Below are 13,305 nucleotides of genomic sequence, written 5' to 3' on the forward strand. Positions count from 1 at the left end.
ATTTAAGGAAATTTATGAAGATTTTAGATCAAAAAGGCAAAGAATTTTTACTAAACTCTATTCGCTGCATAAACGACTTTCCAAAGCCTGGCATAGTCTTTCGTGACATCACGACGCTACTAAACAACAAAGAGGCATTTAACTTTTTGATAGATCATTTAGTGGCTAGATATGAGGATGCAAAGATCGACTACATCGCTGGCATCGAGTCACGTGGCTTCATTTTTGGCGCAGCGCTTGCAGCAAGACTAAGGCTGCCTTTTGTGCCTATTCGCAAGCCAAAAAAACTGCCTTTTATCACACTTTCTCAAAAATATAGCCTAGAATACGGCGTCGATGAAGTGCAAATTCACATCGATGCTTTTGGAGAAAAAGCTGGCGCTAGAGTACTTTTGATGGATGATCTCATAGCCACTGGAGGCACTGCAAAGGCTTCAGTTGAGCTTATCAATCAAACTAACGCAACCTGCGTAGAAGCGTGCTTTATCGTAGATCTAGTCGATCTAAAAGGTAGCGAAAAACTAAAGTCGCTTACTAAAATTTACAGCGTTTTAGAGGTTTAGAATGGAAGAATTTTTTATAGAACTGCTTAAAGAGTACGGCTACATCATACTTTTTGTCTGGTGCATCATGGAGGGTGAGATGGCCTTAATAATGGCTGGAATTCTCGCTCACACCACGCATATGCATATAGCGCTTGCTATCTTTGTGGCTGGACTTGGAGGCTTTGTGGGAGATCAAATTTACTTCTATCTTGGCCGTTACAACAAAAAATACATCGCAAAAAGGCTTCACGCACAGCGGAGAAAATTTGCAGTGGCGCACATAATGCTGAAAAAATACGGCTGGCCGATCATCTTTTTGCAACGCTATATGTATGGCTTTCGCGTCATCATCCCACTTTGCATAGGACTTACAGGCTATGATGCTAAAAAATACGCCTTTATAAATTTAATCAGCGCTTGGTGCTGGGCGGCGATCACGACCATACCTGCTTGGATACTTGGCGAGCATATACTAGTACTACTTCAAAAAGCAAAAGAGCACTGGTACGTCGCTATCCCAGTGGTTGCCATATTTATGGGACTTTTGATCTATACATTTAAGCGCATCGAAAATAAAATTTTAAACGAAAGGAGAGATAGAAGACATGCAGTTTCAAATAGTTGATAAAAAATTAAAAGATATAAAAGCTGATATTGAACTAATTTTCGTAGTAGATAAGGAGTTAAAACATAAATTTATAAGCGATAAAGAGGCTATTAAATTTAATAATTACAAAGGCGATAGCGTCCTTGTTCTAAGCGAGGCAAAAAGGGCTTACGTGCCACTTTCTAAGCTTGATCTTGACGAGCTTAGAGTTTCAGCTGCGAAAGCTTATAACGCGCTAAAATCGCTAAACATTAAGAGTATAAAGCTAGCTTCTTACGTAGCAGAGTGTCAAAAACTAAGCTTTGAGGCGCTAGCTGAGGGCTTTTTGCTTGGAAGCTATGAATTTAACAAGTATAAAGAGAAAAAAGAGAGATACACTCTAAAAGATATCATCTTTTCTACTGAAGAATTTGCTGGCAAAAAGGTCGATCTAGAAGCTGCAAATGAGGGTTTTAAAGAGGCAGAGATAATAGCAAATGCTACAAATTTCGTAAAAGATATCGTAAATGAAATTCCAGAAATTTATACACCACAAAAGATGGCGCAGGACGCTTTAAATTTAGCCAAAAATATCGTAAGCATAAAGTGCGAGGTCTATGACGAGAAATTTCTAGCAAAAGAGAATATGAACGCATTTTTGGCGGTAAATCGCGCAAGCGTGCATAAACCAAGGCTCATTCACCTAACCTACAAGCCTAAAAAGTTTAAAAAACGCATCATTTTTGTCGGCAAAGGCCTAACATACGATAGCGGTGGCCTTAGCTTGAAGCCGGCTGATTATATGCTAACAATGAAGTCAGACAAAAGCGGCGCAGCAGCAGCTCTTGGCATCATAAAAGGTGCAGCGGAGCTAAATTTACCATTTGAAATTCATGCCATTTTGGGTGCTACTGAAAATATGATCGGCGGCAATGCCTACAAGCCTGATGACGTGCTTATTTCAAGAAGTGGCATTAGTATAGAGGTGAGAAACACTGATGCAGAAGGACGTTTAGTGCTGGCTGACTGCCTAAGCTATGCACAGGATTTTAAGCCAGACATCTTAATCGATATGGCAACCTTAACTGGCGCTTGCGTCGTGGGACTTGGCGAATACACAACAGGCATCATGGGCAACAGCGAGAGCCTAAAAAGCGAGTTTAAAAACAAGATAAAAGATAGCGGCGAGCTAGCGACTACGCTTGATTTTAACCCTTATCTTAGCGAGCTTATCAAAAGCCAGATCGCAGACGTTAGCAACTGCGCCTCAAACAGATATGGCGGCGCGATCACAGCTGGCATGTTTCTAGCTAAATTTATCAAAGATGAGTACAAAGATAAGTGGCTACACCTTGATATCGCAGGCCCGGCATACCGCGAAAAGGCTTGGGGATACAACCAAGCAGGTGCGAGCGGGGCTGGCGTGAGGATGAATTTATACTTTTTACAAGCACTTAGCAAGGAGAATTGATGGGACTTTCAGTTGGAATAGTAGGCCTGCCAAATGTGGGCAAATCAACGACATTTAACGCACTTACAAAGGCGCAAAATGCCGAGAGTGCGAACTATCCGTTTTGCACTATCGAGCCAAACAAAGCCATCGTGCCAGTGCCTGATAAGCGCCTAAATGAGCTTGCAAAGATAGTTAGTCCTAATAAAATTCAATATTCAACCATCGAATTTGTCGATATTGCAGGCCTTGTAAAAGGGGCGAGCTCTGGCGAGGGACTTGGCAATAAATTTTTATCAAACATTAGAGAGACAGAGCTTATTTTGCACATAGTTCGCTGCTTTGAGGACGAAAACATCACTCACGTCGAGGGCAGTGTCGATCCAGTAAGAGACATCGAGATCATCCAAACTGAGCTGATACTAGCTGATATCGAGCAGTTAAATAAAAAGATAGAAAAGCTCACAAGAGAGGCGAAGGCAAATGCAAAAGGTGCTAAAGAGGCACTTGAGATAGCAAATTTACTTTTGGCTCATCTAAATGAGGGCAAAAGCGCAAGTAGCTTTGAGCAAAGAGATAGTGAGGCGTTTTTGTCACTCAATAGAGAGCTAAGACTTTTAAGCGCCAAAGAGGTAGTTTATGGTGCGAATGTCGATGAAGAAGGGCTTAATGAAGATAATAAATTTGTAAAAGCGCTAAAAGAGTACGCAAAAGCCTCAGATCACGAGGTGATCAAGCTTTGCGCCAAAGTAGAAGAGGAGCTAATAGGTCTAAGCGACGAAGAGGCACACGAGTTTTTGGCATCTATCGGTACGAGTGAGAGCGGACTTGAGAAGATCATAAGAACGTCTTTTGCAAAGCTAAATTTGATAAGTTATTTTACTGCTGGCGTCGTAGAAGTTAGGGCATGGACGATCACAAATGGCTGGAAAGCGCCAAAAGCAGCAAGCGTCATCCACAACGACTTTGAGAGGGGTTTTATCAGAGCTGAAGTGATAAGTTATGACGACTATATCGCACATGGCGGCGAAAACGGAGCCAAAGAGGCTGGCAAGATGAGACTTGAGGGCAAAGACTACATCGTGCAAGATGGCGATGTTATGCACTTTAGGTTTAATGTTTAAATTTAGCCCTCTTTTGGGCTAAATAGTCAAAAAATATTTAATCCTTGGGCTGCATAAGGTAAATTAAAACTTCCTTATTATAGTTAATAAAAATTCTTTTGAAAAATATACTAAGTTATATCGTCTTATTAATATCTTTATTGATACATAAGCTTCTCTATACAAGCAATGATGTAAATGCTATCAGCTCTGTGATATCAATATGGGTTTTATAAGTAAAGATAATAGCTCTTAGTTGCAGAGGTTGATGGCTTAATGAAGAACACAATTAAAGCAAGAAAGATTTCGATAGATAAAATAATGTATTCATCATCTTTCACAAACTTTTAAATCTATAATATTTTTTTAAAGACTATATAAAACTTACCACTAAAATCTAAGCAAATGGGACACCAGCCAAGTAAGGTATAAAAATTTTACTTATATGCCAAGCGTATTTATTTTATTATTCCAATAGTCTCAGCAAATTTAAGCTCTTTATTTTCAAAGAGATTATATTCGATCGCATCTTTTTCGCTAAGTATCACGATAGTTGAGCCAAGCTCAAAATTCCCAAGGCGCTCGCCCTTTTTGATATGTAAATTTTCATACTCGTAAATTTGTGTAAAATTTGCCATCGCATTTGTTTGGATGCGATCATCAAAGCAAAATTTCATCTTGCCAACGTTTAGCGCACCCACGAAAACTAGCCAAAGCTTTTTGCCATTTTTCATCTCGCAAAGTAGCGCCACACGCTCGTTTTTAGTATAAAGGCTATCCACCTTGCCAAGCCATTTTACTGCCACACTGTAAAGCTTACCAGGGATATAGACCGCTTTTTTTATCGTAATGTCGCAAGGTGCATGATAGTGGTGGTAGTCTTTTGGGCTAAGATAGATGTTGGCAAAGTCAAACTCGCCTTCAAGCTCGCCCTGCCCTAAAAGCTCCTTCACGCCGTAGCTCATGCCCTTTATGCTAAAAGCTTCTAGCTCTTTTGTAGTGCCAAAGCTAAGGCAAGTGCCATCAACCGGACTTATAAATATCTCATCTGCTGCGTCAAATTCTCTTGGCTTTAAGAGCTCTCTGGTGAAAAGTTCGTTTAAATTTTTATACTCATTTGATGGCTTAAACTCGCTCATGTCAATCTTAAATAGCTTTACGTAAAAGGAGTTGATAAGCTCTTGAAGCGGTTTGAAAAAATTTAATTTTGCAACTTTACCAAAAATTTGAGAGAAGAGATTGTCCTTGTTCATTTTATTCCTTACTTAAATTTAATATCGCGATCTCGCTTGGAGCAAAGATCCTAACTGGAGGCCCCCAAAATCCTGCGCCACTACTAACATAAGCTTGCATTTTATCATTAATCTTATAAAGCCCATGTAAAAAACCTTGATCTAGCAGGACTAAAATACCAAAAGGAAAAATTTGTCCAGCATGCGTGTGACCACAAAGGATTAGATCGACATCTTTTTGCATAGTTTTTATAAATTTTGGCTGATGAGAGAGCAGGATAGTCGGTAGTTCTGGGTCACATCCTGCTAGCGCTTCATCTAAATTTGGCTCTAAATTTTTAAACTTTATGCCAGCTAGATCATAGACCCCTGCTAAATTTATGCCAGCTATTTTTTCATTTTTATTGCCAAGCACCCTAATGCCTAGAGCGCGAATTTTTTCTAATATCCCATCAACTCCGTGGTAGTATTCGTGATTGCCAGGGACATAAAAGGTGCCATAGGTACTTTTAAGATTTTTTAATGGATCCAAAAAATCACCTATAAGCTCAGCTCTCATATCAACCAAGTCGCCAACTATCACCACTAGGTCTGGTCTAGCTAAATTTATCTCTTTTACAAGCTCAGCAACAAAGTCCTTTTGCAAAAACTCACCAATATGCACATCTGTTATCATGGCTATTTTTAGATCATTTTGTAAATTTTTTATTTTTATACTAATTTGTCTAATTTTTGGCGGAGTAAGTGCATTAAAAATTCCTTTTAAAAAGCAAGCAACTATAAAAACAACAAATGTCACATCAAAGCAAAATTTAATAAATTTTCGTCTTGTGGGATTAAAATGAGCTTTTGAACAAATGGATCTAACAATATCATAAAACAAACTAACACCAAATAAAAATAGTGAAAAACCAATGAGAGTTCCTGCTATCAGATATAGCTCTATATTTAAAAAAGAAAATCTTAATTGAAGAACAAATATAAACTCAAGCGCACTAATAATGTAGAAGAATATGCGAATTTTTTTAAGATGTGGAGTAAAAAAAGATACCTTTTTGATAAAACGTTTGTATGAGTATAAATTTGTAAAAACACTAAAGATAAATGCCCCGATAATAATCCGAAAAAGTCCCAAAAAATCTCCTTGAAAACAAAGATTATATTTTATATTTTTAAATTTACATTATAAATTTTATTAATTATTTAGAACGATTTGTAGTGCTAAGCCGTATGATTTTATGATTTAAATTTACAAAAATAATTGTTAAAAGATATTTACTTTAGGATAATAACTAAAAGATAAAATTTTGGAATTTAAAAATAAAAAGGTGGGAAAACTCCCACCTTAAAAAGAATTACTGGACTTTGCCAGACTCAATTCTTTCTTTATAGATTTTGCGAAGTTTTCTAATGTCGTTCTTAACTTCGAATACACCATGCCAGTGTGAATAGTCAGGGCCACCCATTAGAGCGCCTTGTCTCATACGACGGCCTTCATGGTGCCACATATGATAGTAGATATCTTGGAATTCATCTTCCCAAGCATCTGCAAGTAGTAAGTTTTTAGCTTTCAACTCTTCAAGCATCTTAGTTGCTTCAGCATTGTAAACGTTATAAAGCTCTACTTGTTTATCACCCATAATGAAGAAGTTATCTGTATGAGTTGATGTATGGCAAGCTTTACAAACTAGCTTCATCTCAGCTCTTGCTGCTTCTGGTCCATTTGGATGACCTGCTAGAGGTGTTCCTACGTTTAGTTTGCCAGTTTTTTCGTAAACAACAGCAGCTTGTTCATCACCAGCTGTTCTTAGCTTACTGCTGACGCCCCATAGGTTCCATTTTAGTCTTCTTGAAACATTGTGAGTTGTTGTTGTTTCACCAACACCACTCATGTGGCAAGCTGCACAAGTTGGAGCTCTAAAGTCTGGTACATCCCATGTATCAGGAGCAGCATCAAAATTCCATTTGTGAGCTTCGCTATTATAGATATGTCCGTGCATTGAGTTGTTAAAGATCTCAATATCTGGGTGATCAGGTCCAAGGTGGCAAGATGCACAAGCAGCTGGTTTTCTAGCTTCAGCTATGCTAAATGTGTGTGCGCTGTGGCATGATTTACATCCGCCTACGCCACCATCAGGATAAACATTACCTATACCGTAGTTTGGCCAAGTCTCTTTTGTAGGTTTGTGATCAGCGTCTAGTTTGATGACGGTTCCGTGGCACTGAGAACAACCAGTAGCGTCTGGAGCCATTTTGTATTCTGGATGATCCATACCTTCATAGTGATACATTAGTTTTACTATCACAGGGTTAGCATACATTTGCATAGCACCTCTTGCGTGACCACTCTTAACAAATTCTTCAACCTCATTTTCGTGACACTTAGCACAAGTTTTTGGGCTAACTAGCATTGAAACATGGTTGTTAGAATCTTTTGGATGCACCTTAACTGAAGCCATAGGATTATCTGCATTTACAGAGTGGCAATCCATACAACTTACGCCAACGTGAGCGTGGCGACTATTTTTCCAATCGGCAACTATGCCGGGTGTCTCTTTAGCGTGGCACTCAACACAGCTTTTTGATAAGTCTGACATTTTGTGAGCAACTTTAATGTTTTTTACAACATTAAGGTTTAAAGCGTCAGATTTATTTGCATCCATGTTTGCGGCAAAGCCAAAAGACATTAGACAGGCTAATAACATTAGCGACTTTTTAAACATCTCTCCTCCTTACTTGGTTTTATTGTTTTCTTGTTTTTTAATTGCTTCAAATTTATCGATTTGTAGTCCTAAATTCTTGTGACCAACATGCTCGTGGCAGTCAACACATGATTTCTTATTAGGATTTCCAAGAACGAAATAATCTCTATGTGGCAAGAATGATTTACCAGCTTGAATAACATTTTTTAAATTTGAGTGGCAAGTCAAACATCCACTATCATAGACAAAGTGAGATGCATGCTCACGTTTTTTACGCCAGTCGATCTTGTCTGTATCTGTAAAAAATGTCTTATAGCCATCATTTATCGATACTTTAAGTTTTGTAAGTACATAGGTATAGGCACTTGTATGGTTTAGGTGACAGGCTGAACATTCAGCTTTTATGCCAAGCTTGTTATTGCCGCCGTGCGCATCTTCATGATATGCAGCATTCATAGGATCCATCGTGTGGCAAATGGTACAGATGTAGCCGCTACCAGTCGCGTGAAGTGCATCAGCAATACCCATAGACGCAATAAGTCCGATCACAATGCCGATAACAACAGATGACCAAACAAAAAATTTCTTCTTAACTTCAGCCAAAATTTCCTCCTGAATTTATCAATATATCGTAAATTTTTACGAAAATTTTAGGTGAATGTTATCCAAAAAAATATAAATTTTTTCTTTAAGTAAATGAAAATATTTATTTGATATTAACTTTCAATAAGAATAAATTTCTTGCAGTCCACCCACATCTTTTTCCAAAATTTGGTTCTTTTCATCAAGTTTAACTAAACCATTTGTTTTAAATTTATTTAAAATTCTCGAAAAAGTTTCTGGAGTCATATTAAGTATTGATGAAATTTTTGTGTGTTTTAGCTCGTTAAATAAATCTTCATGATCTAAAATAAACTTAGCCACTTTTTCTTCTGAGCTTAAAATTAACTCTTGATGAAGTAGATTTGTTGTGATTCTTATCTTTTCGGACATTGATTTTAAAAATTTCATACAAATTTCTGGTTTTATTAAAAATTCAGCCGCGAATTTTTCATAATTTATCTTTAACACCTCGCCAGATATGGTAAAAATGGCACTAGCTGGGTAGACAATATTTTCAAAATTTACGACTTCAGCTACAAAATTCATAGGTGCTAACTGATGAATAAAAATTTCTTTTCCGTTTGCCGTGGTTTTATAAAGCTTAACAGAGCCACTTATTAAAAATATTAACCATTTTGGCTCCTCACCTTCTATAAATAAAAATTCACCCTTTTTATACTTTTTTACGACACTTATGGCTTCAAGTTTGGCTAAATCTTCTTCGTTTAAGCCTTGAAAAAATGGGATTTTCTCTATCATATTTTCACTCGCCTTTTTGAAATAAAAAATATTTTAGCATATAAAAATAAGATAAATTTTAATAGATTTTCAAAGGGAATTTTCCCTTCGAATTGTATGAAATTATTTTTTAAGTAGATCTCTAATCTCAGTTAGAAGTACTATGTCGGCTGGAGTTTCAGGCTCTGCTGGAGCTGGCTCTTCTTTTGGTAATTTATTTTTAAGTGTATTTAAAGCCTTGATGACGCAGAAAATACAAAATGCGATTATTAAAAAATCAACCATTGTTTGTATAAATGAGCCATAATTTATCGTAACAGCAGGTACACCATCCACCGCTTCTTTTAGTGTAAGCTTAAGATCAGTAAAATTTACACCGCCAGTTAAAACGCCAACAACAGGCATGATAACATCACCAACTAGTGATGAAACGATCTTTCCAAACGCACCACCTATAACAACACCAACTGCCATATCTATGACATTTCCGCGCATCGCAAATTCTTTAAATTCGCTTATAAAACTCATTGTTTCTCCTAAAAATGTTAAATTTTTGTTCGGATTTTATTCAAGAAATGCTTTGCTTCGGCTAAAAAAATCAAATTACATAACTTTAAATTTATCAAGCTGGTGTTATAATCCAAACTCAAAATTTAACGTAAGGAATGAGCTTATGTATCGTTTTGCACCCTCTCCAACAGGAGATATGCACATAGGAAATTTACGTGCCGCTATTTTTAATTATATTTGTTCTTTACAAGATAAAAGTGGCTTTATTTTACGCATAGAAGATACCGATAAAGAGCGAAATATCGAGGGAAAAGAGAAAGATATCTTAGAAATTTTAAGCAAATTTGGTATAAAGCCAGAGCAAATTTACATCCAAAGTGAAAATTTAAAATTCCACAGGCAGTTAGCTTCAAAGCTTCTTATCGATAAAAAGGCCTTTGCTTGCTTTTGCACCGAAGAAGAACTCGAGGCAAAAAAACAAAAAGCAAAAGAACAAGGCGTGGCATATAGATACGACGGTACCTGCGAGAGATTAAGCGATGCTGAAGTTTTAAACTGCGAGAAGCCATTTGTCATCCGCATGAAAAAGCCAACACGCACGATGAGCTTTACAGATGCGATCAAAGGCGAGCTGAGCTTCGAGCCAGACGCTGTTGATAGCTTTGTCATCATGAGAGCAGACAAGACTCCAACTTACAACTTCGCCTGCGCAGTTGATGATATGCTTGAAGGCGTGACCTTTGTCATACGTGGCGAGGATCACGTGAGCAATACACCAAAGCAAGATCTCATACGAGAAGGCCTTGGCTACACTGGCAAGATGAACTACGCGCATTTGCCTATCCTTTTAAATATAGAGGGTAAAAAAATGAGCAAGCGCGAGAACGAATCAAGCGTAAAATGGCTCTTTGAGCAGGGATTTTTACCTGAGGCGATCGCAAACTATTTGATACTTCTTGGTAACAAAACTCCGACTGAAATTTTTACCATCGAAGAGGCGGTGAAGTGGTTTGATATAACCAAAATTTCACGCTCGCCAGCTAGATTTGACGTGAAAAAACTCGAGCAGATAAATAGAGAGCACATCAAGCTTGCTTCAAAAGAGCGTATAAAAGAAATTTTTGGCGTAGATGAAAGCAAGGCTGAGTTAGTTAAATTTTACACTCAGGAAAGCTCATTAGTGCCCGAGATAAAAGCAAAAGTAGAAGCTATATACTCACCAAAAATAGCTCCAGATGAGTACAAAAACGAATTTGAGATCATCAAAAAAGCAGCTCGTAATTTAAAAGCTTGCAAAACATTTGATGAGTTTAAAAAAGAGCTTATGAGCGTTACAAATTTAAAAGGTAAGAACTTTTTCATGCCACTACGTGCGCTTCTTACGAACGACCTTCACGGTCCTGAGCTAAGCGAGCTCTATCCACTCATCAAAGATGATCTGGCTAAAATTTTAATCTAGGAGCAAAAATGATACTTTCCACTCTGTTTTCAGCGATTGCAAACATTTTGCACCTTATTATCACGGTCTATACTTGGGTCATCATCGCAGCAGCTCTGATTAGCTGGGTCAGACCTGATCCTAGCTCGCCGGTCGTGCAGCTACTTTATAGGCTAACTGAGCCGGTTTATAGCTTTATTAGACGCTATATAAAAACAAATTTTAGCGGTATCGACTTTACTCCGCTTATTGTGCTTTTAGCACTTCAATTTTTAGATCAATTTTTAATAAGGCTTTTATTTGGTTTTGCTGCGTCACTTTAGTATTCTCTCTCTTGCTTGTGTTGCTCTTTTAGCTAAAATTTATACCTATGAAGAGCTAAAAAACGAGCCAAAAAGCCTTGCAAAAGACTACTACATCAACCGCCTTATCAACGAGGGCAGTTATACAAAAGAGCAGATAGCAGATCTTTCGCGTGATGTATTTAGAAGAGCAGGCCTTGTTCAAAAATCAATCGATAAAATTTTACCTCCAAAAGCGGCTCCTAGCAAATGCCCTGGTGTAAATGCAAAAAATATCACCCAAGCAAATCTAACCTGCCAAAATTTGCTAACATCTATTGCTTTTAGTTTAAAACTTGATAATCACACTCGTGAAATTTTGGCAGCTAATCTTGCAAAGACAAATCCAGAAAAATCAAAAATTTTACTCGCACTAAATGAGCCAAATCCAGCCCAGGCATTTGTAAATCTAAACGATACAAAGAGCTTTCTAGAACTATTTAACGCCTCTAGCCCGCAAAATAAAAGTACACTTTTTAGCGAAAGCTTTGATGCAAATTTCATGACCAAGCTATACTCTCAAAAGGGCTTTACAAATTTATTAAACGATATTGTTTTTAATAAAAAATATGAAGGCTTTAGGAGAAATTTGCTAAGCATCAATCCAGCTATCACTGAAAAAAATGATGCTTTTACGCTTGGATTAAATGCCATTTTACTAGGACAAGACGATATCGCTTTTAGTCTTTTTGCAAGAGCTAAAAGTACATTCGAAAGAGCTTGGCAAAGGGATAATGCGACCTTTTGGCAGTACCAGATAAGCAAAAACGAAAGCTTTTTAAAAGAGTTAAGTGCCAGCAAGGACGCGAATATCTACTCGCTTTACGCAAGAGATTTGATCGGTGGCGAACCACTTGAAGTCATCGTACCAAAACCTAGCAAGCAAAATATCGAAAATTTTGACGTGAGCGATCCGTTTTTATGGAACAAAACTGCAGCCCTTGCAAAGGATATGAACACCACGCAAGCAAGCGAATTTGCGAAGAAATTTTATACAAACGAAAGCATTGGCGCCTATGCATACTTCATGCAAAAGGCGCATGGCTGGGAGAGGCAATACTTCTTAATGCCAAGCTCTCCTGAGCTTGAGGGCATCAGCAACGAGAGAAAGTCAATAATCTACGCTCTGGCTAGACAAGAGAGTCTCTTTATCCCAAGCGTAGTTTCTACTTCATACGCCCTTGGCATGATGCAGTTTATGCCGTTTCTCGCAAATGCGATCGGCAAAAAAGAGCTAAAAATCCCAAATTTTGACCAAGACGATCTTTTTAAAACAGATGTTGCATTTAAATTTGCAAACCATCACCTAAACTATCTTGATAAATTTCTCTATCATCCGCTCTTTACCGCATACGCGTACAACGGCGGTATCGGCTTTACCAAAAAGCTTATCACAAGAGATGATATGTTTAAAGAGGGGAAATTTGAGCCATTTTTATCACTAGAATTTGTCCCTGTGGCAGAAACTAGAAACTACGGCAAAAAGGTGCTTGCCAACTATGTGATCTATATGGCGCTTACTGGTTCCAATATAAAGATTTCGCAACTTTTCGAAAATTTAACAAAACCGGCTTTGACTGATAAATTTCGAAACTAAGTGCTAGATCATCACTTTGCTTACTTGGTGCGGTCACTTCATAATAGAGCGCCCAAGGCATAGAAAATCCAGCAAATTTTAGCATCTCGTCATTTTCATCAAGTAGCCTTGCATTTGTGGCATTTGAGTCGTTATTTACCTTTATATTATTTAGCTCGCTAGCGTGCTCTTTTGGATTTATAGCCACCAAAAAGTGCTCTTTGCTCTGGTCTAAATTTGAATTGTAGATCGGATTTAAATAGGTAGCGATGATGAGCGTCCTGTCAGCACCATCAATAATCTCACTTTTGCTCGTGTAAGCTAGAAGCTCATTTTTTAACGGCTCATGCACGATTACTTTTTCACCAGCACAGCCAAATATCATCAAAATAAATACAAAAAACGATATAAATTTACTCATAAAAACTCTTGAATCTCTAAAATTTCTGCCATTTTAGCATTTTAATTTTTAAATTTCACT

At 37.6% G+C, this 13,305-nt stretch carries 14 protein-coding genes; 7 read left to right on the top strand and 7 right to left on the bottom strand.

From position 1 onward, the window contains the following. Positions 1-14 precede the first annotated feature (14 nt). The 4 genes from apt to ychF are packed head-to-tail and all read left to right on the top strand — an operon-like array spanning position 15 to position 3,705. Positions 15-563 carry an adenine phosphoribosyltransferase gene (gene apt / locus CVS95_RS02070; protein WP_103606388.1) on the top strand — a complete coding sequence of 183 codons (549 nt, stop codon included), beginning with the start codon at positions 15-17 and terminating at the stop codon, positions 561-563. A gap of 1 nt (position 564) precedes the next feature. Continuing rightward, positions 565-1,170 (top strand): DedA family protein, encoded by a 606-nt coding sequence (locus CVS95_RS02075; protein WP_084040838.1) that lies wholly within the window; start codon positions 565-567, stop codon positions 1,168-1,170. Beyond that, positions 1,151-2,602: a leucyl aminopeptidase gene (locus tag CVS95_RS02080; protein WP_107695406.1), complete on the top strand. Its 1,452-nt coding sequence runs from the start codon at positions 1,151-1,153 to the stop codon at positions 2,600-2,602. Before CVS95_RS02075 ends, CVS95_RS02080 begins: the two co-directional genes overlap by 20 nt. Further along, entirely contained in the window at positions 2,602-3,705 is a 1,104-nt protein-coding gene (gene ychF / locus CVS95_RS02085; protein WP_103579541.1) for a redox-regulated ATPase YchF, read from the top strand. Before CVS95_RS02080 ends, ychF begins: the two co-directional genes overlap by 1 nt. Positions 3,706-4,142: 437 nt before the next feature. On the opposite strand, the gene CVS95_RS02090 is transcribed toward ychF, so the two are convergent. The 6 genes from CVS95_RS02090 to mscL form a co-directional block, all read right to left on the bottom strand. Next, on the bottom strand, positions 4,143-4,937 hold the full coding sequence (locus CVS95_RS02090; RefSeq protein WP_107695407.1) for a phosphatidylserine decarboxylase: 795 nt from the start codon (positions 4,935-4,937) through the stop codon (positions 4,143-4,145). Position 4,938: 1 nt separating this feature from the next. Then, positions 4,939-6,051: a metallophosphoesterase gene (locus CVS95_RS02095; protein WP_107695408.1), complete on the bottom strand. Its 1,113-nt coding sequence runs from the start codon at positions 6,049-6,051 to the stop codon at positions 4,939-4,941. Between the two features lie 220 nt (positions 6,052-6,271). Then, positions 6,272-7,639, bottom strand: coding sequence for a multiheme c-type cytochrome (locus tag CVS95_RS02100; protein ID WP_107695409.1), 1,368 nt, complete (start codon positions 7,637-7,639; stop codon positions 6,272-6,274). A 9-nt stretch (positions 7,640-7,648) separates the two neighbouring features. After that, on the bottom strand, positions 7,649-8,221 hold the full coding sequence (locus CVS95_RS02105) for a cytochrome c3 family protein (RefSeq protein ID WP_012001402.1): 573 nt from the start codon (positions 8,219-8,221) through the stop codon (positions 7,649-7,651). Positions 8,222-8,341: 120 nt separating this feature from the next. Further along, entirely contained in the window at positions 8,342-8,980 is a 639-nt protein-coding gene (locus CVS95_RS02110; RefSeq protein WP_087585620.1) for a Crp/Fnr family transcriptional regulator, read from the bottom strand. 102 nt (positions 8,981-9,082) lie between these two features. Then, on the bottom strand, positions 9,083-9,487 hold the full coding sequence (mscL, locus tag CVS95_RS02115; protein WP_087579789.1) for a large-conductance mechanosensitive channel protein MscL: 405 nt from the start codon (positions 9,485-9,487) through the stop codon (positions 9,083-9,085). Positions 9,488-9,632: 145 nt separating this feature from the next. Between mscL and gltX the strand changes: the two genes are divergently transcribed. Genes gltX through CVS95_RS02130 form a run of 3 tightly spaced genes read left to right on the top strand, consistent with a single transcriptional unit; the run spans position 9,633 to position 12,845 of the window. Continuing rightward, positions 9,633-10,928 (top strand): glutamate--tRNA ligase, encoded by a 1,296-nt coding sequence (gene gltX, locus CVS95_RS02120; protein ID WP_107695410.1) that lies wholly within the window; start codon positions 9,633-9,635, stop codon positions 10,926-10,928. An 8-nt stretch (positions 10,929-10,936) separates the two neighbouring features. Next, positions 10,937-11,230, top strand: a complete 294-nt coding sequence (locus tag CVS95_RS02125) for a YggT family protein (protein ID WP_021090481.1) — start codon at positions 10,937-10,939, stop codon at positions 11,228-11,230. After that, entirely contained in the window at positions 11,208-12,845 is a 1,638-nt protein-coding gene (locus CVS95_RS02130) for a lytic transglycosylase domain-containing protein (protein ID WP_107695411.1), read from the top strand. The genes CVS95_RS02125 and CVS95_RS02130 overlap by 23 nt, the downstream gene beginning before the upstream one ends. Here CVS95_RS02130 and CVS95_RS02135 read toward each other — a convergent pair. Then, a complete protein-coding gene (locus CVS95_RS02135; protein ID WP_103593043.1) occupies positions 12,766-13,245 on the bottom strand; it encodes a hypothetical protein in 480 nt (159 codons plus the stop codon). The genes CVS95_RS02130 and CVS95_RS02135 overlap by 80 nt on opposite strands. Positions 13,246-13,305: the final 60 nt, after the last annotated feature.

This window comes from Campylobacter concisus, from assembly GCF_003048905.1.
GTDB lineage: Bacteria > Campylobacterota > Campylobacteria > Campylobacterales > Campylobacteraceae > Campylobacter_A > Campylobacter_A concisus_V.